The sequence below is a fragment of the Lactobacillus sp. MRS-253-APC-2B genome, assembly GCF_012843675.1.
Classification (GTDB): domain Bacteria; phylum Bacillota; class Bacilli; order Lactobacillales; family Lactobacillaceae; genus Limosilactobacillus; species Limosilactobacillus pulli.
In genome coordinates, this window is sequence record NZ_JABAFO010000015.1 from 20200 (window position 1) to 41411 (window position 21212).

The window sequence follows — 21212 nt, forward strand, 5'->3', positions numbered from 1 at the left end:
ATCTTCAGCCATTTTTGTTTTGAGACTTTATTTTCAGCCCCTTTTACTAACTTAATTGATGCCGGGCAATCATACGGCTTAGGGCAAAGGTGATCATATAGGCAACGGCCAAGAAGATAACCACGACCCAGTATGGATATTGATAGTTGATGTCCAAAAGCGCCCCTGAGATCAAGGGTCCGATGATGTTGCCGACGCTGGTCAGCGACATGTTGATGCCGTTTAAAAGGCCTTGATTCTGCTCGCTCATTTTGGTTAAAAGTGTCGTAATTGCCGGCCGCAGTAAATCAAAGGCTTCAAAGACGACCAGGGTGGCGATGATGATCTGCCAATGGGAGTGATCGTAAATGACGACGACCGTTCCGATAGCACTGAGCAAAAATGCCCAGCGGACCAGCTTGACCTCGCCTAGCCAGAGTACCATGCGTTCAAAGAAAAAGACCTGCAGAATCAAAGAGATGATCCCGTTTAGCGTCAGAACGGTGGCAATCGCGCCCAGACCGAATTGGTGAACCTCATTGACATAAAGGCTGTAGATGCTTTCAAAACCAGCCAAGCCAAACGCTGCGACAAAAATCATCAGAAACGCGGTCGTCATTGCCGGACTGAGCAGTGACTTAACCTGTGTCCAAGTGCTGTCCTGCAGCTCTTTTTGAACGTCTTCGGTATGGGACTTGAATTCTTCATTTTGGTCGTTTGGCAGCAAAAACCAGGCCACCAGAGTACTGATCAGTCCGAGGATGCCGGCAACCCCAAATGGCACCTTATAGCCGAAGTTGGCTAAAATACCGCCCAGCCCCGGTCCCAGAATCAATCCACCGCTAAAGGAGGCCGACAGCCAGCCGATTACCTTAGCCCGGTCTTTCAGTGAGGTCAGATCGGCAGCCAGTGCCATTGAAGTCGGCACGACCATGGCTGCCGACAGTCCGTCAAAGGCCCGTGAAAGATTGAACCAGAAAAGGTGACCAGCCATGGCAAAAACAAACTCGGCCAGGCCGAAAATCAATAGTCCCCAGACAATCAGCGGCTTACGACCGATTTTATCAGAGATGCGTCCGACGATGGGGGAGCCGATGAATTGGACCAAGGCAAATAACGAAGACATCAATCCCATTTCAAAGGCCGAAAAATTATACTCTTTTTTGATAAATGGCATGACGGGGAAGATCAGACTCATGCCAAGACAGATTAGAAACTGACAGACCAACAAAATCCAGATGGTCCGTTTTGATTGCGAACTCATAAAAAACTCCTTAATTTAAGATAATTTGGCAAAAAGAAAGCGGGAATGGACGCTGGGTCGCATTTCCGTGTTTATTCGCTTAGCTCTTTGGTCTTCGATTGATAGCTGATATGCTGGCGATGACGATGGGCAATAATTGAAACAATTGCCAAAATTAGGATTAAACCGGCAAAGATCAGCAGCTGGCTGAGATTCTCACTTAAGATGGCATTGCCACCAAATGCATAGATAAATGAGCATGGCAGCATTCCTAGTGCGATCAAAGGCAGCATCTGCGTTAATGAGATTTTCAATCGGATGCCCGAATAGTTTACTAACGCATTGGGAATCGCAGGGATCATATAACCAATGATTAGGCCCAGCCGTGGATGTGGTTGATTAAGCAGTCTTTGCAACAGTTGATGCTTCTTGAATTTTTGCGATAGATGCATATGACCAAATAAAGAAGCAACAGCCAGATTGCCTAAGATGTTGCCGCTCCAACTGATTAAAAGGCCGATCCATGGTCCATAGCAGGCTCCCGCCAGAATGCAGACCGCCGCAATCGACATGCCAGGGATCGCATTGAACAGGGCAATCACCAGCGTCAACAGCAAAAAGTCCTTGGCGCCGTGATCGCGAATCATCTTGGTTAACATAACGCGGTGCTGATGGGTTGGGTGCATTAAGAGCTTGATTTCTGGCCAATAGTCAAAACCGACCTTAATCAAGACGATAACTGCTAAAATACCGGCCAAAATGCCTAATAAGCGGCTGTTGAGGTGCAGTTTTTTGGGGGCCATGGAGTCACCTTCTTTCTATGATTATTCCGCATTTAATTGTTGATCTAACATGACCAGCGTCTTGCGTAGCAACGGGTCATGGGCGTATAGATAGGTTCCTTTGACGCCCCGTTTTAAGATTACGTTTAGGGCATTGAGAATCATGCGCTTTTCATAATAGATGATCTGATCAGGATCGGTCAGGTCAGCGCGTTTTTTAAAGGCTTCGGTATCGGTAAAACGATCCAGATTGACCTGCAGCTGATTGGTGTCTGGTTTTTGACTGATTACCGGTCCAATGATGATCCCGGCATAGTTGAGGTCAAATCCCTGACAAGTGTAAATCGATCCGACCTCGTCAATTGTTTCTGGCAATTCAGCCCAGGGCGTGGCAGTAAAATTATACTGATCCCATGGCATCTTAAAGCGGCCCTCGGTGATATAGTGCTTGCCGCCATCAAGCGTGGAAGGGTAGCCGGATGTGGAAAGAATGCGTGAAAGACCAACTTCTTGATTGCGCTTGACGATGGTCTGGCGCATCAGTTCGGCATCGTCAAAAATTCGGAAGTCGTAATGCTCACGGGCGTTTTTGGGTAGTGGCTTGATTTGACCATCAGTCAGATTATTGAACCAGTCGATCAATTCATCAGAAGCCGTCATCCGAAACTGGTGCTTGAGCCGATAGCTTTGGTGTGGATAAGGGGCAACCAGCTCATTTAAGCGATCCAGCGTCCAAAAGCTCTTCATGCGCAGCACTTGGTAGGGATCAAAGACCAAAATTACGACTTTGGCGCGTTTGATGATCTCCACCAGCTGATTCTCATGATAAAAATTGTTGTAGTGATCTGGCTTGCTCAACAATAGATGGGCCTCATCGATTACAACGATATCGGAAGTTTCATCGCGCTTATCCAGCTGATTGATAAACGTGGTCGGCCGCTGATAGTCTTTTTTTAACAAGGTCTTGATCGGTCCAGTAATCTGTTTGTAGACCTTTAAGACCTCGGGATGATTGACTAAAAAATAATTATGCGTGCCATAAAAAGGACTGTCGGCTTGAATTCGCGCTGCTTTTTGAATTCCAGCAAACAGCTGTGACAAGACGACGCTTTTTCCGGTGCCGGCATCACCCAGAATCGTATAGACGGCGGGATGATCCTGTTCGAGATGTTTCCTGGCAAAATCGATGACATCATCAACCAGTTCAGCCTGCTCATCAGTCAATTCTTTAAAAGGTGATAGTTTTTCAATGGCTTGATTTGACAAATTTCTTTCCCCCAATTTAGGAATAATCCTATATTTATTTAATGTTACGGATCTTTTGCTCAACCGTCAAATTAAAGGTTTTATCAACCGTTTTCTTTATTCGTTAAAGTGGTGTAGAATATACAGCTAGGAAGTTTGTTTACAATTTGAGAGGTGGAAGAAATGAATCAACATCCGGATTTCCTGCTGAATGAGGTCGATGAGCCCCAAGACATCAAACCGATGAACCTGGATCAGCTCAAGGAACTGGCTAAAGAAATGCGGCAGCTGGTACTTGAACGCGACAGTGCAGTCGGTGGGCATGTCGGTCCCAATCTTGGCGTCATGGAGCTGACGATTGCATTTCATTATGTATTCGACTCCCCACACGATAAAGTGATCTGGGACGTGTCGCACCAATGCTATGCACATAAGATGCTCACGGGTCGCAAGCTGGGATTTTTGGATCCAGATCATTATGAAGACGTCAGCGGCTACACTGATCCGAGCGAAAGTCCACATGATTTCTTTAAAGTTGGTCATACTTCCACGTCAATTGCACTGGCAGTTGGAATGGCCCAGGCTCGCGATCTCGTAAATCCCAATAGTCACGAAAACGTCATGGCTGTAATTGGCGATGGTTCACTGTCTGGCGGGCTGGCGTTTGAAGGTTTGAATAATGCAGCCAAGCTTAAGAGTAATCTGATCATTTTGGTTAATGACAATCAAATGTCGATTGACGAGGATCAAGGTGGTCTGTACCAGGGCCTCAAAGAGCTGCGTGATACCCAGGGCCAGTCAGCAAACAACATCTTTAAGTTCATGGGATTAGACTATCGCTACGTAGCTGATGGTAACGATCTTCAGGCGATGATTGACGTCTTTAAAGAGGTTAAAAATATCGATCACCCAATCGTCTTGCACGTTAATACGCAAAAAGGCAAGGGCTATCAGCCAGCCATTGATAACCAAAAAGAATACCACTGGCGCGCACCATTCGATCTTGAAACGGGAAAAAGCAAGCACCAGTCGCCAAAAGAAAGCTATAGTGCGGCGGTGATTGATGAGCTCAATGCTCAAGTTGAGTCCGGTAAGCCGGTTGTTGCCATTAATGCTGCTATTCCAGGTATGTTTGATCTGGAACGTTTTAAGTCTGCGCATGCTGATCGCTATTTTGACGTGGGCATTGCCGAACCAGATTCCGTAACGACTGCTGTTGCCATGGCAGCTGGCGGGGCGCGGCCAGTGCTGTTTGAAAGCAGTACGTTCTTGCAGCGGGCCTATGATCAATTAGTACATGACGTAGCCTTAAACGACTACCCAATCGTCATGATCGTTCGTGGTGGCACGATCTCATCAGGTTCGGCTACGCATCAGGGTACGTTTGATATTTCCTACATTAGCAGTCTGCCAAATATCGAATACCTGGCGCCAACCAATGTTGAGGAAATGATCTCAATGCTGCGTTGGGCACTAAAGCAAAACGATACGCCGGTTGTTATTCGTCAGCCGGAACATGAGCTTTTGCATGGCACGCCAACGCAGGATAACTATGCGGCAATCGACTACGATATTGCGCACCACGGCAGCGAGGTTGCCATCATGGCCGTGGGCGGTTTTTGGAAGCTGGGTGAAGAAGTTTGCCGTCAGCTAAAGGAAAAGCTTAATATCGATGCTACCTTGATCAACCCCAAGTCCGTTACCAGCATTGATCAGCGCGATCTGCACTATCTGCAAGAAGATCATGATATCGTCGTTACGATTGAGGATGGCAATTTGAGCGGTGGCTTTGGCGAAACGATCGATCGCTACTATGGACCAACCAACATGAAGGTCTTAAACTTTGGTGCACCCCGCGAGTTTGCCGATAACGTGCCGCTAGAGGTGCTGTACGAATGGTATCATCTAACGCCAGAACAGATCGTAGACGACATCGAGCGGGTCGTGCACTCGGCAATTTACTAAGCTGTCAGCTTGACTTTTTTTAAAAAACATTTTATAGTTCAATCAATATCGTCGCGAATCAATTAAGGATCGTTCAGAGAATCGCCAGCAGCTGAAAAGGCGAGCTAGTATCCGAAGCCCTGTCGCGAATAGCTACATCGAAAATAATCTTTTAAAAGGGTAAAGCACGTCTTTAAACGAGAATGGTACCGCCGTCACTGGTGTCTCGATTAAGGGCGTGCTTTTTGTCTTATTCATAATGAGGTGAAAATATGGGAGCAAAAACGATTCGCCGGCTGGTTGTCAAGGTGGGGACCAGCAGTCTGGTAATGAAAAACGGTCGCATCAATCTGCCTTCAATTGATCGCTTGGCTTATTCACTGTCGGCACTAAACAACGCTGGCTATCAGGTGGTCTTGGTATCTTCGGGGGCCATGGGGGCAGGTTTGGCCAGCTTAAACAAAACCAAGCGGCCATCAGCCATTGCCGAGCAGCAGGCATTAGCATCACTGGGACAGGTTGAATTGATGCGCATCTATTCACAGCGCTTTTTGGACTATCAGACCCGTATTGCACAGTTATTGCTGACGCGCGACAATCTGGAGTATCCGCTCAACCGTACCAATGTGTTGAATACGATTGAGGCACTGCTGCAGCAAAAAATCGTGCCCATCATTAATGAAAATGACCCTGTCAGTGTTGACGAATTGGATCACCACACAACTTTTAGTGACAACGATGAATTGTCGGCACTGGTGGCAACACGGATTGGTGCGGATCTCTTGATTGTTTTGTCCGATATCGATGGTTTGTTTGACAAGGATCCGCATAAAAATGACGATGCCCGCTTGATTGACAATGTGACTGAATTGACACCAGAAATCAGGCTGAGTGCCACAGGTTCATCGACGCGTTTTGGGACTGGCGGCATGGTTACCAAGCTTAGAGCAGCTGAGACCATTTTAGACGCGGATCGGCAAATGGTGCTTTGCAACGGTCAAGATCCACGCATCATCTTAAAGGTGGTCAATGGTGAACCAATTGGTACGCACTTTGGCCGCAACACGATCAAGCCATTATCAGCCAACAAGGAGGAATTTTAAATGAACGCGACTTTGATTAAAATGGGGCAGCGGGCCCAGGCAGCCGAACAAAAACTGATGCTCTTGGACACAGCCACCAAGAACCAGGCCCTTTTGCAGATGGCCCAAGCATTGCTGAACAACAAAGACAAGATTATTGCGGCCAATCGGATCGATATGGAAAATGCCGTCGCCATGCCAAAGAAGTTTACCGACCGGCTGTTGATCAATGAAAGCCGTATTGATGATATGGCCAATGGCTTAAAGACGGTTGCCCAGCTGCCGGATCCGATTGCTAGAATCGATAAGGGCTGGTACACGGCAGATGGTCTGCAGATCTTGCAAAAGCGCGTGCCACTGGGTGTAATTGGCATTATTTTTGAGGCGCGACCAAACGTTACGGTTGATGCAGCCGCGCTGACTTTTAAGAGCGGCAATGCCGTGATTTTGCGTGGTGGCAAGGAGGCCCTGCACACCAATGCCGCTTTGGCCAACATTTTGCGGCAGTCACTGGAAGATCAAGACCTGCCTAAAGACAGCGTCCAATTAATCACTGATACCAGTCATGAGACGGCCGGTGAGCTGATGCATCTAAACGACTACTTAGACGTCTTGATTCCGCGTGGTGGTCGTGGCTTGATTCAACGCGTGGTCAAGACGGCAACGGTACCGGTGATCGAAACCGGGGCGGGCAACTGCCATATCTACGTTGACAAGGATGCGCGGCTGGAAATGGCCCAGGCAATCGTGGTTAATGCCAAGGTCCAGCGGCCATCTGTCTGCAATGCGGCCGAAAAACTATTGATTCACCAAGACGTTGCTGATGCCTATCTGCCGGTATTAGCCAAGAGTCTGCAGGCACATGGCGTTCAGTTGCGTGGCGATGAGCGGGCCTGCGCGATTGTTTCTGACATGCAGCCAGCTACCAAAGAAGACTGGGATACCGAATACAATGATCTGATTATGGCAGTCAAGGTCGTAGATTCATTTGATGACGCGGTTAAGCATATCAATGCGCACAGCACTCACCATTCCGAAGCCATCATTACCGATGACTTAGAGCGGGGGCAGGCCTTCTTAAACCAGATTAATTCGGCCTGTGTTTATGTCAATGCATCTACGCGCTTTACGGACGGTGGTCAGTTTGGCTTTGGCGCTGAGATCGGTATCAGTACGCAAAAACTGCATGCCAGAGGCCCAATGGGATTGGATCAGTTGACGACGATTAAGTATCAGATTATTGGCAATGGCCAGATTCGTCACTGATTTTTGGCAATTTTAATAAAATTAGTTGCATAAATCATTTTCTAATGCTATTCTAATAGCATACTAAGTTTTAAGGAGGTAGCTGAGATGCTAATTCGACAATTAAAGATGCACATGATTCAGCTAACCTCCACCTCAACCACAACAATCTAAAGTGGTTGAGTTCTTCAATCTGGATATCAATAAAGCAGTTAACAGCTGATCGAATCCGCTCAACCACTTACAGAAAGTCTTAAGTGGGATTGAGATGGGTGGATTCGATCGGCTTTTTGTTTGGCTGAAAATAAAGGAGTTTTTTCTATGGAACAGCAGAACAGCGGTCATCTGCGACGTTCAATGACGACGGGGCAGATGGAAATGATAGCCATCGGTGGAACGATTGGTAGTGGTCTGTTTATGGGGGCTACTTCAACCATCAAATGGGCTGGGCCATCGGTATTGTTGGCCTATGCCCTGGTTGGTCTGGTTTTGTATGCCATGATGCGGGCCTTGGGGGAAATGATCTATCTAAATCCGGGAACGGGTTCGTTTGCCGATTACGGTACCAAATACATCAATCCACTATCAGGCTATTTGGTTAAGTGGAGCAACGTCTTTCAGTTTATCATCGTTGGGATCTCTGACGTGATTGCCATGTCGCAGTATCTGAACTACTGGTGGCCCAACTTACCAGACTGGATCTCGGGGATCATTTTAATTGTCATCTTGACGCTGGCCAACCTGGTTTCGGCTAAGGCATATGGCTCATTGGAATTCTGGTTTGCCATGATCAAGGTCGTAACGATTATTTTGATGATCGTCGTTGGTTTAATGGTAATCGTCTTTGGTCTGGGCAATAACTGGCATCCAGTCGGCATTTCCAATCTGTGGTCGCATGGCGGCTTTTTCCCGAACGGCTGGAAAGGCTTCTTCTTCTCTTTGGCTGTGATTGCCGGTTCATATCAAGGGATTGAGCTGTTAGGGATTGCGGCTGGTGAGACGGCCTCGCCACAAAAAGCCATTGTTAAGTCAGTCAAGTCCGTAATCTGGCGGATTCTGATTTTCTATATCGGAGCTATTTTCGTAATCGTTTCGATTTATCCTTGGAATCAATTGAGTGCAGTGGGCTCGCCATTTGTGGAAACTTTTGAAAAAGTCGGAATCACTGGGGCAGCCGGTTTGATCAACTTTGTCGTTTTGACGGCCGCCATGTCAGGGGCCAATTCGGGGATTTACAGTGCCAGCCGGATGCTGTTTAAGCTGTCGGTTGATCATGAGGTCTCTCCGTTTTTCTCCAAGCTGTCTAAGCGCGTCGTGCCAAACGTGGCGATTTTGACGATTGCTGGCTGGATTCTGGTTGGCTTTGTGCTTAACACGATTCTGACCCAGATGAGCAAAACGGCTTCCAATCTGTTTGTCATCGTCTACAGTGCCTCAGTGTTGCCGGGGATGGTGCCATGGTTCGTTATTTTGATTTCTGAGCTGCACTTTAGAAAACAAAATCCCAACCTGATGGAGAATCATCCATTCAAGATGCCACTGTTCCCGCTCTACAACTACTTTGCTACGGCGGCATTGCTGCTGATCCTGGCCTTTATGTTTATCAATCCGGATACGCGCATCTCGGTTTCTGTTGGGGTGATCTTCTTGGTAATCATGTCAATCATCTACTTCGTGCGCGTTCGTAAGCATGAGGAACCAGAAGCTAGTGAAGAAACGGAATTTGAAAACGAGCATCATTTAAATCGTCATAAATAATTGATAAAAAGCGTCTGGTCGAATCGGCCGGGCGCTTTTTGACAGGATTGCTATGCTATAATTTTGATTAATCAATATTTTTAAGGAAGAGATTGCAATGAAACATACCTGTACGACTTTTTTGGCAGGCAAGGCAGCCACGCTTGACGGTTCAACCTTGATCTGCCGGCAAGAAGACTATGGCAATGCGTTTGATCCGCAGCGCTTCGTGGTCGTTGATCCTAAAGACCAGCCACTCCACTACGCATCCAAAACGACTAAATTTACGTTGGAGCTGCCCGATAATCCGCTTAAGTATACATCGGTACCGGATGCTGACGACAGTGCGGGCGTTTTTGCCGCTGGGGGCATTAATGCGGCCAACGTTGCCATGACCGCAACCGAAACGGCAACCACCAATGCGCGCGTGCTTGGTGCCGATCCCTATAATACCGAAAGTGGAATTGGTGAAGAAGATTTTGTCGTTTTGGTATTGCCATATATCAAATCGGCACGTGAAGGCGTCAAGCGGCTGGGCCATTTGCTGGAGCAATACGGTACTTATGAATCAAACGGAATTGCATTTAGCGATCACGATGAAGTCTGGTATTTTGAGACGATTGGCGGCCATCACTGGGCAGCTCAGAAAATTCCTGACGATGCTTATGTAATTGCGCCAAATCAGTTTAATATTGCCGATTATGATTTTGAAAGCGACTCATCGATGTATTCTGCTGATTTACCAACTTTTATCAAGCAGCATCATCTGAATCCAGAACATGGTCTGAATCTGCGCGAGATTTTTGGCAGTCGTACGGCCAGCGATGCACGTTACAATTACCCACGGGCCTGGTACGTACAAAGGCTGCTGAGTGATGAAGCAGAGCAGCAGCCAACTGATCAGGATCTGCCATTTGTTTGTCATCCCAAGCATAAATTAGCCATTGAAGACGTCAAGCAGGCGATGAGCTCGCATTTCCAACAGACCGATTATGATCCATATGGTCATGGTCCGGTTAATGAGCGGCAGAAATATCGTCCAATTGCCTTGAATCGAAATCTTGAGATCCATATGCTGCAGATCAGAAATCACGTGCCTGACTCAATTGCCGGCGTGCACTGGCTGGCATTTGGACCTAATACGTTTAATGCTGTCGTGCCGTTTTATGCCAATATCGATGATACGCCGGCTCCTTATAAGAACACGACTGGTGATTTTGATCTGCAGAACATGTATTGGCTGACGCATACGATTGCAGCGCTGGGTGATCAAAACTATCAGCGCTATGAAATGATGGAAGAAGCCTTTGAACAGACGGTCGTTGCTGCCTGTCGCCAACTGCAGGAGCAAATGGACGCCAAGGCAGCTGACATTGAAGATCAGTCATTACTCAGTGCTGAACTGACCAAGACCAATGAAAAAATGGCTCAGATTTCGTTAAATGAAAGTACCAAACTCTTGGGTAAGATGGTCAAGGAAGCCTTTAAAAACGAAAAATTAAGTTATTAATTTGATAGTTTGCTATGGTCTACAATCGTTGATATATCAGCATTCTTAATTTTGTGATCACTGATACGAACTCAAATATCTGTTGGCGTTCTGTTGACGTTTTCTGTTAACCAAAAGACAACGGCACTCAAAAGAATAGAACGACTTTCAAGAGATGTTTTATAGCATCTCTTTTATTTTGCTCTTTTTATGGCGCTACTATTCCTACATATCAGGCAGCAGCCTTTTTATTTTGTGTAGGCTGTTAGACCAAAGCAATTTATTTTTTAGGAATACCATTCGCAAGCTCAAACATAGCGAGGAACTGTTAGCTGTTATTCGTCCCTTGAAAACGGCCATTTGCTGCTTGATATTGTCTAATTCTAGGCGCTGACTATGTTAGGTTTTTTAAGGTTCGCAACCAGCGTACTTAAAGGTACGGTCGTTATGATTGCCGTTCTATAAGGCTTTTAGCATTTTGCTATAAGCTGATCAGGGCTTTTGATAGTCCATTTTTGGGCTCTCCATTTTCTCGACTGTCGAATTAATATTGAACTCATTTAAGCGGCGTTTTGCCAAGTCTTGATGTCTTCATCTAATTTGTAAAAAGGGCCGTTTTGTCCAATTATGTCAACTAGGTAAGCCTAAAATTGGTCAAGGCTCAATTTTGAGCTTTCCTCTTTTAACGATCATGAACGATCAACTATAAGCAGCTACTACTTTTCGTTGCGTCTGAAAGCCAATATAAGGCAAACAAAAAAGGAATGCCGTTGTGCATTCCCTTTAATCGTTCATTATTCTTAAATCTCTGCCATATCGTGAGTATTGATCAGCAAAATCACAATAAGCCTTGCGCCGGTATTTCTGATATTGCTTATTACTGCTCAACGATAGCTGTTCCTTAATCTGCCATTGTTGCAAGCCCTGAACAAAACGCAAATTCAAAATCTTTTTTGATAGGGCAGGGCAATTATTAATCGCTTTGGCTATAATTTCAAGCTCATTCTTTGCGTCAACAACTCTAATATAATGTTCCTCGCTTTTGTTCGTTGCATGATCAGCGCTGCCGATTCCGTCAAAACTAGGTGATTTAATAATACCTTGTAGCGTTTCGTTTGCTAGGTCTTGTAGTTTCTGAACGTCCTTATCAAAAAATTCTCTTACTTGTAAATTAGTTTCTTTCTCATTGACCGGCTCAAACTCAAAAAGGACTCCCAAACTTTCATCTCCATTCAAAACACGGCTACAAACTATAATGCTGATAGGCTTTTTCAGCGGTGTAAAATCTGTATATTATAGCGGCTTACTTTGCACTGCTTAAACGATCAATTGATTCAATTAGGCTGTTGGCTTGCTGTTCGCTCTGATCTGTTAAGCCGCGTTGCTTATAGAGTGCCAATATTTGTTTTGTAGCATTTAATTCTTGAATGCTTGCGTTCTCGTCATTGATTAACCTGCTTGCGTACCATGCAAAACCCTTAAAACCAATTAATACATTGTTTTGCTCGTCAACCTGAAAGAACTTATCAGGTACTGCGCTAAATTGTGGATAGTATGCTTTGAACTGCTGAATTGGGTTTAAGTCGTTATAGTCTGCTGCCTCAATTAATCCATTTTCTATGGCCTTTTTAGTTGGCTGACCGTTCTTGTTTATCATGCCGTCTTTGACCATTTCATTAAATAGCGTTAGTTTGCTAACGTTGTTGATGCCTCTGCTGATTAAATAAGCGTGCATCTGTTCGACTAAAACGGGATATTCAATTTTCTTTTGCATTGTCTTTTTACCTCTCTTTTGATTTTAGCGGTCTGATTGCTCTATCTCATCAATATAATGTTCTGATAGGGTAATTATCCATTTAGGGCTTAAAACGCTCATACGGGACTCTCAGACCTATTAAATTGCAAATAGGGTTTTGATACGTGAAAACAAATATATGTTTGCCATAAGGTTAGTGGATGTTCTCAGCAGGCTGTTTCATGCTCTCTTTTTATCCTGTTATCACGATATGAAAGATATATAAATCATTAAGGGTAATTTATCCATTCTCTGCCTAAAATGATCATACGGGACTCTCAGGCCTGTTTAATTGAATGCTGTTGTGCATCACTTATCTAACTTTGATACCAGCTTGATGTTTATATGCTCTCAGCAGCTCTAAATCCTTTTCGCTGTTGTCAAACCGCTCAATCAACTCAATCTGATACTTGGTTAGCCGTTCACCATTTTGCAAGGCAGCAATTCCATTAATTATGTTGATCTGTTCGTTTTGTGTCATTTTAGGTCTTTCAGCCGGTGTCTTTTGTATAATTACGGGCTGACCGTCCTTAACTTTGGTTTTGTCTTGCTGATTGTCATTGTTGGCTTTGTCGTCCGGTTGCTTGCTTTCGATCTTTGTATCGTCAAGGCTGTTTGATTCTCGTTCTTTTTCAGTCGCAAGCTCTGATTCTCTCATTTTAGCGTCAAACCATTCAGGCAGGCCATATTTGCGATTCTCGTCTATATCATGTTGGCTGATAGCTTGCTGCTCTTTCTGCCATTCACTGATTGACTTGGTTTCAGACTGCTGTTTGCCATTGCTAGACTCGTTTAGGTCGTTAATGCCGTTTTGCTTATAGCGCTCAGCATTTAACCGTTCCAGGTCGTCCAGTGTTTGAATGTTATTTGTCTGATAGTCAGCTAAAACCTTATTCAGATAGCCATAACTGGATTTAAGTTTGTCCTTTTTGGCTGCCTTGTCGATTGCATACTGAATAACGTTAACTGGCAGAGATGTTAAATACTTATCCAGTAGCAATTTAAGTTTGCCGTCTAAGCTGCCTAACTTGTTTTCGTACCAATAAAGATTTTTAAATTCAATAAAAGGGGTAGGGCAATCACTTGTTGATTGACCCTCTTTCTCTATCTCTTTATTAATATTAGATTCATTAGAGTTAGAGTCATTTACTACGCCAATTTTGTCTATACCCCTATTGCCAATTTTGTCTATACCTACTAAGGTATTGCCAACTTTGGCTGTACCTTTGCCATTGTCAGCAATTGTCATTTTAGGCAATTCTAACGGGTATATATGCCGTTCGGTTATTCGTTTTCCTTGTCGTTTGGTTTCAATTTTGATATATCCAAATTTTTTAAGGCTTGCAATATGGCGGTTAATACTGCGCTGACTGCTGCTGTAAGATTCAGCTAAATATTTGTCTGTTGCATAGCAATATCCTTTTTGACTTGATAACAAAAGAATTTCACTATATAGAACTTTGGCCTCGCCTTTTAACCGGCTATCATAACGAACTTTAGCGGGTAATATAGCGTCCCAATTTGAACGCTTGATGTTTTCTGATTCCATTTTGTCCCTCTCTCTTTCCATAGATTAAAGGGCTTAAAGTGGTCGCGCCCGTTCATCTATTACCGCCAAAATGACGCTTTCTGTAAGTGTGCTGCTCGATTGATTAGGTCTGCTGATTGTGCATCTAACGTTTTAAGTGCTATTTGTCGTTCTGCCTCGTTAGTGATCAAAAAGTAGCCATTAGGCCGGTTATGCTTTGATCCTACTGGAATTTCATAATTGATCACTAGGCTGTTAATGATTCGCCTGGTCTTGCGTGTGTTGTTGCTTTCAGCATCTCCATATAACAATTTAGACAACTCTTTTAATGGTCGCGGCCGTTCGCTACCTTTTGGCAGGAACTCAATTAACCGGCGTTCATCTTTGGTCATGCGTTTGTTTTGGTATTGGCTCATATAATCACCTCTTAATTTAAATAGATGTCGATCAAACGTTGAACTGCTGCCTTTAATTGGCCTGATAAGCCGTCTAGTGCTAAATGGATTTTCTTTGTGTTAGCACTCTTAAATGCCTCTAAATCGTTCAATAGCGTTTCATCTCCAATTAGCAGCGCGGTTTTATCGTCCGGTGTGTTGATGAACAAAGCTGTTTTATCCTCAATGGCTTTTTGTTCGATTCTTGCGCCCGTAATGCCATTTTCAATTAAACTGTTTTCGCGTCCGCTCTCTGTAAGTAAAAGCGCCTTGCGTCCGCTCTCTGGATGTTCAATCGTAATTACTGTTAAATCATTCATGTTCGTTGTCCTCGCTTTCAGTATTGAATAGCTTTTTCTGAATTTCTTTCTCTAACCATTGGTCGAATTCTATTGTTTCTTTGTCGAGTAGCCTGCTATCGTCAAACATTTCCTGGATTCCTTTATCTAGCTGTTTGTTAAACTCTATTGTTTCTTTGTCCGGGCTTGGCTGTTTAAAGTATTCAGCCCAAAAATCAGTTTTATCGCTCATTACTTTGTGCCTCGTCAATTACTCGCAATTTATCGTTGGCAGCATCAACCGCGTTATAGATAGTTTTAAGCATTAAATCAATAAGCGGTGAAACGTCTGCTAATTTAGCTTTCAATAAGTCCGGCTCAGTGTCCGTCAATTCTTCAAAATAATCTGATAGGATTTTGCTTGCGTTATCAATATCGCTAATATTGGTTTCTAACAGATCTAACAACTTAAAAGATATTTTTTGCATGGTTTTTCCTCGCTTGATTCCGGCGTTGTCGTTATGGCAGCGCCTTTTAATTTGCTCTGATCAGCAATAGGTGATGTTAGTATCAGTCCTCTAACAGTCAGATATCTGTCCATGCCCACAAGCGGGCACGACAAGGGGTTAGTATCAGCCCTCTAACAGTCCGCTGCTATCCATTGAGTTAAGCAGCGCCTTAATCTGCTGATATGACTGTTTCAAGTCAAGCAGGCCAATTACTACACTCTGAATTGCGTTGTAAGTCTGCTGTTCTTTCAGTGTTAGCCCGTCCATTGCATTGGATACGTTTCGCCGGCTCTTAATCTGCTTTGCGTTCATCCCTGTTGTTTTCTTCAATATCAAGTCAGTAATGGTCTTATACGTCCATTGATTGCAATTAGGCCAATTCTGGATTGCATCTGTAAGCGTCCGGCGCTCTGGTATTGACCTAGCGCGGTTTTTAATCTGCTCTAGCTTTTCGTTTCTTATTTTGAAAAAGGCAGCAACTAAATTGTCTTTAAAGTCAAGAACTCGCTTTGTATTCCCTAGATAGGTTATTAATGCGGTTGCTTGCGGTTCATTTAATCGATATGTTTTGACCGGTCGTCCTCGTCCGATTAAACGCACCTCGTGAGTGTTTAATCGTCCAAACTTTTCAAGTCGTGTTTTATGTTTTCTGATCATATTCTTTAACGCGTGCAAAGAGTATCCAGAATAAGCTGCGACAATTTCATCTGTTGTGTAGGGTTCTTCTGTTACGTTGCCTAAAAATACCAGGTCGCTAAAATTCTTTGCTAATTCAGCATTCCCGGCTGCCTTGATAATCTTTTCAGTGTCCATATAATCACCTCGTTAATCGTCCAAGCTATCGATATACAGATATAGTCCCAAGCCAACCAGCGCCATTAATACATTCATAAGTAGCCTCCTAATTGTTAAAGCAGCGTTTTCCGTACCGGTATAATTCGCAAATATTAATTGCGGCTACTCCATACAGTCCCAAGACCGCAAAAGTTACCGCGTTCAAACATACGTACCAAAAGGCAGCATCTGTTTTTGTCATTGGCTCGCCTTGTGTGTCGATTAGGGCGGCCATATCGTTTTTAATTTGTGTGATCATTGATTGTCCTACTCTTTTGCGTGTCGTTGTCCGTTGTTCTACTTATTGCCGTGTGCTAAAAGCCATTCGTTAACTTGCGCCTTGTTGTAAACGCTCATACCCTCAACGCTGCTATATGGCAGGCCCAACTTTCGCCATTTATAAAGCGTGGTCTTGCTAATGGCTAACCATTGGCAAATTTGCTTGTTGTTCATCCACTCGTAACGGGGATGTAAGGCCCTTTGAACGCCATTATTAACGGCTGTTTCAACTAGCAGCATGATATTCTGCTGCTGTTTCTGATCTAACTGTTCTTCAATCATGGTTACTTGTCCCCCTTGATCGTGCTTGATTGATGTTCTGCCATGAACTTATCAATCGCGGTCTTACTGATTCGCTTTGACCGGCCAACCTTGATTGTTGGCAGCCCTTGCTTGATGTACTTGCCAAAAGTCGCTTTTGACTTGATTCCCAAGTATTCCATTGCCTGCTTGTAGTTAAAATAAGCATTCGTCATAATTTCACCTTCTCCCAAGAATTGAACTTTTTTGAACAAACGTATTAAAAAAATAGCGATGTTTCAAAACGTAACTTTTTTGAACTCGCTTGACCTAATATTAAAACCTAAACTATACTTAAGTCAATAAAATACGTTGAACTTTTTTGAATTAGTAAGGTGTGATTTGTTTGTCCTATAATGTTGAATTAGGTGATCGTATAAAGAAAATTAGGCTATCGTTAGGCAAAACCCAAGAAGAATTTGGAAGAATGTTTGACCCTCCAGCACCAAAAAGTGCTGTTTCAAGGTGGGAACATGGCGGCAGCCCAAACAAAAAAAGATTAAAAGCGATCGCTGATCTTGGTAATGTTTCGATTTCTTATTTGCTAGGAACTGATAAGGTAGTTAAATCTGCTCTTGACACTGTGAATGATATATCTTCATCGCAATATTCGCGACTGACTAAAATTCTTTTTGAAACGATTTCCAACGAAAAAAAGAAAAAATTGGAAGAATTACAGTCTAAAATAAGTGATCCCCAAGAATTCGATAACTTTGTGTTCACGGTAACTGAATTGCTGACAATTTTCTTATATGCAAAATCAAACAGTAATGCCAAAATGGCAGAAAAATATAAATCGATTCAAAATTCTATCGATGAATTAGGATCTGAACTCCCAGAATTTCAACTTCCGTCAATCTTCTAAATGCGTCAAAAGCATTTAAAAAGGTGGTTGAACGGCGTAAATGTTTTTACACCCTCGAAACCCTATTACATGGGGCTTCTAGCAAAATGCTATAAGCTAAAAAAACGGCTTTCATGCTTGATGTGTGGGGCTTATAACGAAACGTTAGAACCTTGCTGCTATCAAAGATAATGATGTAAAAGCGATTATCTGATAGCAACGTTCACAATCAACCAGGCAGCGAATAGCCAATTGAACAAGCGTTAAAGTTTTTACGGTTGTTAGGATTGCTGATAGATAAGGCTTTTAACGATTCGTTAAAAGCTAATACTTTTTAGTAAGTGCAAAAAGGGCCTTTGTGTATTGGTAAATGTTGTTCAAAATCCAGTTTTGGCTTTTGAGTTGTCCAATTGTGGCCAACTTTTAACGGGCTCAATTTTGAGCTCATCTCCAACCGATCCATTTTTGGATTGGTTCATCTCTGCCGCTTGTTGGGTTTCAAAACAGATACTTTCAAAGTATATGTTTTCTGACTATGGGTTGATTGGTTCATCTCTGCCGCTTGTTGGGTTTCCTTATTTTTAAGGTGGCCCAATCCAGTTTTGGATTCGGCTGCTTTCGGCAAAAGTGTCGAAAGTGCAATATCTGCTACTTGTTGGTACAAGCGTACAAACTTGTAAATTCTCCACTTGTGGCGAAAGTTTATTCATGTATCGTCCTATTTTTTTGCGTGTCGTTGTCCTAAAAGCAAAATAGGGGGGCTAATCATGAATAAGATTCCAATTTACGAATATGAAACTAAGCACGGCACTAAATACGGCTTTCGCTTTTATGGCGGTCAAGATACCAACAAGGACTATTCAAAGACAATTCAAAAGCGGGGTTTTAAAGATTTCGATTCTGCTTTGTCTGCTTATCTGGATACAAAAAAAGCGTTTGAAAACGGGCAATTAAAGCCGCGTCCCAAACGCTACACGTTTAAAGATGTTTACGATTTATGGTTTCAGCAGCATAACCAAGATATTAAACCGTCAACTGCCTACAATATCAAAATATTATTCGATAATTACATTTTACCAGAATTAGGCAATCGTTACATGGATAAGATTACGCCGGCTATTTGTCAGAAAGTAATTAATCAATGGTCAAAAGACTATCCTAAATTTATTAAGATGCTTGTTTCGCGGTCTGGTCAAGTGTTCGATTATGCTTATCGCCTTGAACTCGTTAGCAGCAATCCAATTAAACGTGTCATAATGCCGCGTTCTAAGTCTTCAGATGCTAAAGATAAATACTATACCAAGCAAGAATTAGGCCAATTCCTAGACTGCTGTAAGAAAGAATGCGACTTAAAATATTATGCTGCTTTTCGCTTGCTTGCTTATTCTGGTATGCGTAAGGGTGAACTTTTAGCGTTGACCTGGAATGATATTGATTTCAGCAACAACACCATTAGCATTAATAAAACAGTTTCAAGAAACGAAAACGGCCATACCATTGTTCAGACAACAAAAACAAAAAAATCAATGCGTGTCATTTCAATGGATAGTCAGACAATGGCAATTATAAGACAATGGCAATTAAAACAACGTAAGGCGCTGCTTGCACTAGGCTATAACGCAATAAACGGCAATCAAATAGTTTTTCAAGGTAGAAACAACAAATATTTATCTAAGGTAACGTTAAACAGAATTTTCAGAAAGATACAAACCAGAAACAAACTAAAGATTATCCCGATTCATGGCTTGCGTCATACTCATTGTTCTTTGCTATTGGCCGCCGGTGTACCAGTTAATGATGTAAAAGACCGGTTAGGCCATGCCAATATTCAGACAACGTTAGATATTTATGCTCATGTTACCAAGCAGCAGCGAAAAAATACCGCTGATAAATTTATCCGGTTCATGCAAGCATAATCTGTTAACAGTTTCTGTTGACGTATTATGATAATCTCGTAGATATGCTTTATAATAAGCTTTATAGATGCCATTAACTTTTAAAAACGAAAAACTGCAATACTAGCAATCAATCGATAGGTAAGGAAAACTAAATGAAGAAAAAAACGCGGCGGATCCTGCATTGGCTAACGGCCTTTGTAATTTTGTTTGCGCTAAGCAGCTTAATCAAGCCTGGTACGCAAACGAGCTCGACTAACTCCACCATCAGCTCTACCAGCAGCTCAACGACGCTAGCTAGCCAAGCAAAAGAAAAACTGAGCAGTCTAATCGGTAAGAGCAGCACGAGTTCCAGCAACTATCAGCGTCAGGGCTCCAGTACGCTGATCACGCCCAGTCAAACCAAGGCAGCCTCCGTTTTGTCGGCGGGCGTTAAAGAACAGCTTGGTGGCAGTCTGACTTGGAATGGCCATGGTGCCTACATTGTCAACAATAATCAGACCAGTCTGAATGCTGGTGTCAGCAGTGCACCCTATGCCGTCAACTATACTGACAGTCGTGGGCGAGCCTGGCGTGGGGATGCATGGCTGAACAGAACTACGCGCCAGTATCGTAGTCGTGATCAAACAGGCAATGGCGCGACCAGTTGGAAACCAGCGGGCTTTTTGCAGGCTACCAATCTGACCAACGGACCATCACATGCCTATGATCGCGGTCATCTGCTGGGTTATGCGCTGGTTGGGGGGATTTCAGGCTTTGATGCCTCCGAGTCCAATGCTAAAAACATCGCTACGCAGACAGCTTGGGCCAATGAAGCAGCCAGTGAGACATCGACCGGTCAAAATTACTATGAGGGACTGGTTAGAAAGGCCCTGGATCAAAATAAAAAGGTCCGCTATCGGGTAACCGATATTTATGACGGTGCCAATTTGGTTCCATCTGGTGCCCACATTGAAGCCAAATCCAGTGATGGCAGTCTGGAGTTCAATGTGTTCGTTCCCAACGTCCAAAACAATATCGTAGTCAACTATGCAACGGGTGCGGTTACGGCCAATAGCACTAGCAATTGATCACAGAACAGAAAAAGAGGTTGGGAAAAAACTAATTTTTCTGACAAAATAAAACAATTTTAATAATAGAAATGGCTGAAGATCAACGTTTTAAGTCACGCAATCTTCAGCCATTTTTCTGTTTTGAGACTTTATTTCCAGCCTCTTTTTATTGTGTATCTTTAATCGCGTCAATCAACTGTAAAATCGCGTAGGCTGCCTTGTCAGCCTGCTGTGGATCCATCGATTTTAACTGGTAGATCAACTGATTAACAGAAAGAGAGGTTTCGCGGTCACGCTGACTGTCCTCGACCAATTGTGCAGTTGAGATTTGCATGGCGTGGGCAATCTTGTTAAGCGTTTTGATGCTGACGTTTTGATCACTCGTTCTCTCTAATCGTGAGATGAAATTGACAGACAAACCGCTTTCTTCAGCAAGTTTTTCTTGAGTTATACCGAGGCTTCTACGGAAGGCTCTAATATTCTCGCCTATATTTAAAATTTCCGGCACCCCCTCTTTTTAAATCTAACTAAAAAATTTGAAATTTTTAACGTTACGAATAAACGGTTTCACGAAACAATTTTTACAATTAATGCACATATTATAGAATTCACAGAATTTTTGAGTAATTTTTTTTTGCATAAGGCAGATTGTAAAATTTAAGTTGAACATTTAAGTGGACAGAAAAACCCATCAAGGTCTTTAATGGTGTTACCGTAC

Annotated in this window: 22 protein-coding genes; 8 read left to right on the forward strand and 14 right to left on the reverse strand. The window is 43.3% G+C overall.

Annotated features, from left to right (window positions below; translation table 11 throughout):
* Positions 1-46: 46 nt before the first annotated feature.
* The 3 genes from HF864_RS07535 to HF864_RS07545 all read right to left on the reverse strand — a co-directional run bounded on the left by HF864_RS07535 (position 47) and on the right by HF864_RS07545 (position 3270).
* Positions 47-1243 carry an MFS transporter gene (locus tag HF864_RS07535; RefSeq protein WP_169462376.1) on the reverse strand — a complete coding sequence of 399 codons (1197 nt, stop codon included), beginning with the start codon at positions 1241-1243 and terminating at the stop codon, positions 47-49.
* 71 nt (positions 1244-1314) lie between these two features.
* Positions 1315-2025 carry a VTT domain-containing protein gene (locus HF864_RS07540; protein WP_169462377.1) on the reverse strand — a complete coding sequence of 237 codons (711 nt, stop codon included), beginning with the start codon at positions 2023-2025 and terminating at the stop codon, positions 1315-1317.
* A 21-nt stretch (positions 2026-2046) separates the two neighbouring features.
* Positions 2047-3270: a DUF2075 domain-containing protein gene (locus HF864_RS07545; RefSeq protein WP_205882327.1), complete on the reverse strand. Its 1224-nt coding sequence runs from the start codon at positions 3268-3270 to the stop codon at positions 2047-2049.
* A gap of 162 nt (positions 3271-3432) precedes the next feature.
* Here HF864_RS07545 and HF864_RS07550 point away from each other — a divergent pair, with 162 nt between their 5' ends.
* From HF864_RS07550 to HF864_RS07570, 5 genes are all read left to right on the forward strand, one after another.
* Complete coding sequence (locus tag HF864_RS07550) at positions 3433-5214, forward strand: 1-deoxy-D-xylulose-5-phosphate synthase (protein WP_169462379.1); 1782 nt, start codon at positions 3433-3435, stop codon at positions 5212-5214.
* A 251-nt stretch (positions 5215-5465) separates the two neighbouring features.
* A complete protein-coding gene (gene proB / locus HF864_RS07555; RefSeq protein WP_169462380.1) occupies positions 5466-6296 on the forward strand; it encodes a glutamate 5-kinase in 831 nt (276 codons plus the stop codon).
* The gene (locus HF864_RS07560) at positions 6297-7541 is read left to right on the forward strand and encodes a glutamate-5-semialdehyde dehydrogenase (protein WP_169462381.1); all 1245 of its coding nucleotides are present in this window, start codon (positions 6297-6299) and stop codon (positions 7539-7541) included.
* A 300-nt stretch (positions 7542-7841) separates the two neighbouring features.
* Positions 7842-9278, forward strand: coding sequence for an amino acid permease (locus HF864_RS07565; RefSeq protein ID WP_169462382.1), 1437 nt, complete (start codon positions 7842-7844; stop codon positions 9276-9278).
* A 97-nt stretch (positions 9279-9375) separates the two neighbouring features.
* Positions 9376-10767, forward strand: a complete 1392-nt coding sequence (locus HF864_RS07570) for a C69 family dipeptidase (protein ID WP_169462383.1) — start codon at positions 9376-9378, stop codon at positions 10765-10767.
* 762 nt (positions 10768-11529) lie between these two features.
* Here HF864_RS07570 and HF864_RS07575 read toward each other — a convergent pair.
* The 10 genes from HF864_RS07575 to HF864_RS07620 all read right to left on the reverse strand — a co-directional run bounded on the left by HF864_RS07575 (position 11530) and on the right by HF864_RS07620 (position 16879).
* Positions 11530-11982 carry an ArpU family phage packaging/lysis transcriptional regulator gene (locus tag HF864_RS07575; RefSeq protein WP_169462384.1) on the reverse strand — a complete coding sequence of 151 codons (453 nt, stop codon included), beginning with the start codon at positions 11980-11982 and terminating at the stop codon, positions 11530-11532.
* A gap of 67 nt (positions 11983-12049) precedes the next feature.
* Positions 12050-12520 (reverse strand): hypothetical protein, encoded by a 471-nt coding sequence (locus tag HF864_RS07580; protein WP_169462385.1) that lies wholly within the window; start codon positions 12518-12520, stop codon positions 12050-12052.
* Between the two features lie 334 nt (positions 12521-12854).
* Positions 12855-14090, reverse strand: a complete 1236-nt coding sequence (locus HF864_RS07585) for a helix-turn-helix domain-containing protein (RefSeq protein WP_169462386.1) — start codon at positions 14088-14090, stop codon at positions 12855-12857.
* A 59-nt stretch (positions 14091-14149) separates the two neighbouring features.
* A complete protein-coding gene (locus HF864_RS07590; RefSeq protein WP_143113177.1) occupies positions 14150-14485 on the reverse strand; it encodes a hypothetical protein in 336 nt (111 codons plus the stop codon).
* Positions 14486-14496: 11 nt separating this feature from the next.
* Entirely contained in the window at positions 14497-14823 is a 327-nt protein-coding gene (locus tag HF864_RS07595) for a hypothetical protein (protein ID WP_169462387.1), read from the reverse strand.
* A complete protein-coding gene (locus HF864_RS07600) occupies positions 14816-15034 on the reverse strand; it encodes a hypothetical protein (RefSeq protein WP_169462388.1) in 219 nt (72 codons plus the stop codon). Before HF864_RS07600 ends, HF864_RS07595 begins: the two co-directional genes overlap by 8 nt.
* On the reverse strand, positions 15024-15269 hold the full coding sequence (locus tag HF864_RS07605; protein ID WP_039945995.1) for a hypothetical protein: 246 nt from the start codon (positions 15267-15269) through the stop codon (positions 15024-15026). Before HF864_RS07605 ends, HF864_RS07600 begins: the two co-directional genes overlap by 11 nt.
* A gap of 144 nt (positions 15270-15413) precedes the next feature.
* Positions 15414-16103 carry a Rha family transcriptional regulator gene (locus tag HF864_RS07610; RefSeq protein ID WP_169462389.1) on the reverse strand — a complete coding sequence of 230 codons (690 nt, stop codon included), beginning with the start codon at positions 16101-16103 and terminating at the stop codon, positions 15414-15416.
* Positions 16104-16421: 318 nt separating this feature from the next.
* Complete coding sequence (locus HF864_RS07615) at positions 16422-16685, reverse strand: hypothetical protein (protein ID WP_169462390.1); 264 nt, start codon at positions 16683-16685, stop codon at positions 16422-16424.
* A 2-nt stretch (positions 16686-16687) separates the two neighbouring features.
* Positions 16688-16879 (reverse strand): helix-turn-helix domain-containing protein, encoded by a 192-nt coding sequence (locus tag HF864_RS07620; protein WP_006500527.1) that lies wholly within the window; start codon positions 16877-16879, stop codon positions 16688-16690.
* A gap of 170 nt (positions 16880-17049) precedes the next feature.
* Between HF864_RS07620 and HF864_RS07625 the strand changes: the two genes are divergently transcribed.
* The 3 genes from HF864_RS07625 (at position 17050) to HF864_RS07635 (ending at position 20512) form a co-directional block, all read left to right on the forward strand.
* Positions 17050-17568 carry a helix-turn-helix domain-containing protein gene (locus HF864_RS07625; RefSeq protein WP_080890454.1) on the forward strand — a complete coding sequence of 173 codons (519 nt, stop codon included), beginning with the start codon at positions 17050-17052 and terminating at the stop codon, positions 17566-17568.
* A 746-nt stretch (positions 17569-18314) separates the two neighbouring features.
* Positions 18315-19463: a site-specific integrase gene (locus tag HF864_RS07630; RefSeq protein WP_169462391.1), complete on the forward strand. Its 1149-nt coding sequence runs from the start codon at positions 18315-18317 to the stop codon at positions 19461-19463.
* Positions 19464-19597: 134 nt separating this feature from the next.
* Positions 19598-20512 carry a DNA/RNA non-specific endonuclease gene (locus HF864_RS07635; protein ID WP_169462392.1) on the forward strand — a complete coding sequence of 305 codons (915 nt, stop codon included), beginning with the start codon at positions 19598-19600 and terminating at the stop codon, positions 20510-20512.
* A gap of 148 nt (positions 20513-20660) precedes the next feature.
* Here HF864_RS07635 and HF864_RS07640 read toward each other — a convergent pair whose 3' ends face one another.
* Positions 20661-21002: a helix-turn-helix transcriptional regulator gene (locus tag HF864_RS07640; protein WP_045025376.1), complete on the reverse strand. Its 342-nt coding sequence runs from the start codon at positions 21000-21002 to the stop codon at positions 20661-20663.
* Between the last annotated feature and the right edge of the window lie 210 nt (positions 21003-21212).

What these genes read in the sequence shown, in the direction of transcription:
- HF864_RS07550 (WP_169462379.1), top strand. Translation starts at nt 3,433, where the DNA reads ATGAATCAACATCCGGATTTCCTGCTGAATGAGGTCGATGAGCCCCAA.
- HF864_RS07630 (WP_169462391.1), top strand. Translation starts at nt 18,315, where the DNA reads ATGAATAAGATTCCAATTTACGAATATGAAACTAAGCACGGCACTAAA.
- HF864_RS07600 (WP_169462388.1), bottom strand. Translation starts at nt 15,034, where the DNA reads ATGAGCGATAAAACTGATTTTTGGGCTGAATACTTTAAACAGCCAAGC.
- HF864_RS07615 (WP_169462390.1), bottom strand. Translation starts at nt 16,685, where the DNA reads ATGATTGAAGAACAGTTAGATCAGAAACAGCAGCAGAATATCATGCTG.
- proB (WP_169462380.1), top strand. Translation starts at nt 5,466, where the DNA reads ATGGGAGCAAAAACGATTCGCCGGCTGGTTGTCAAGGTGGGGACCAGC.
- HF864_RS07540 (WP_169462377.1), bottom strand. Translation starts at nt 2,025, where the DNA reads ATGGCCCCCAAAAAACTGCACCTCAACAGCCGCTTATTAGGCATTTTG.
- HF864_RS07610 (WP_169462389.1), bottom strand. Translation starts at nt 16,103, where the DNA reads ATGGACACTGAAAAGATTATCAAGGCAGCCGGGAATGCTGAATTAGCA.
- HF864_RS07535 (WP_169462376.1), bottom strand. Translation starts at nt 1,243, where the DNA reads ATGAGTTCGCAATCAAAACGGACCATCTGGATTTTGTTGGTCTGTCAG.
- HF864_RS07635 (WP_169462392.1), top strand. Translation starts at nt 19,598, where the DNA reads ATGAAGAAAAAAACGCGGCGGATCCTGCATTGGCTAACGGCCTTTGTA.
- HF864_RS07605 (WP_039945995.1), bottom strand. Translation starts at nt 15,269, where the DNA reads ATGCAAAAAATATCTTTTAAGTTGTTAGATCTGTTAGAAACCAATATT.
- HF864_RS07580 (WP_169462385.1), bottom strand. Translation starts at nt 12,520, where the DNA reads ATGCAAAAGAAAATTGAATATCCCGTTTTAGTCGAACAGATGCACGCT.
- HF864_RS07570 (WP_169462383.1), top strand. Translation starts at nt 9,376, where the DNA reads ATGAAACATACCTGTACGACTTTTTTGGCAGGCAAGGCAGCCACGCTT.
- HF864_RS07595 (WP_169462387.1), bottom strand. Translation starts at nt 14,823, where the DNA reads ATGAATGATTTAACAGTAATTACGATTGAACATCCAGAGAGCGGACGC.
- HF864_RS07620 (WP_006500527.1), bottom strand. Translation starts at nt 16,879, where the DNA reads ATGACGAATGCTTATTTTAACTACAAGCAGGCAATGGAATACTTGGGA.
- HF864_RS07565 (WP_169462382.1), top strand. Translation starts at nt 7,842, where the DNA reads ATGGAACAGCAGAACAGCGGTCATCTGCGACGTTCAATGACGACGGGG.
- HF864_RS07560 (WP_169462381.1), top strand. Translation starts at nt 6,297, where the DNA reads ATGAACGCGACTTTGATTAAAATGGGGCAGCGGGCCCAGGCAGCCGAA.
- HF864_RS07585 (WP_169462386.1), bottom strand. Translation starts at nt 14,090, where the DNA reads ATGGAATCAGAAAACATCAAGCGTTCAAATTGGGACGCTATATTACCC.
- HF864_RS07590 (WP_143113177.1), bottom strand. Translation starts at nt 14,485, where the DNA reads ATGAGCCAATACCAAAACAAACGCATGACCAAAGATGAACGCCGGTTA.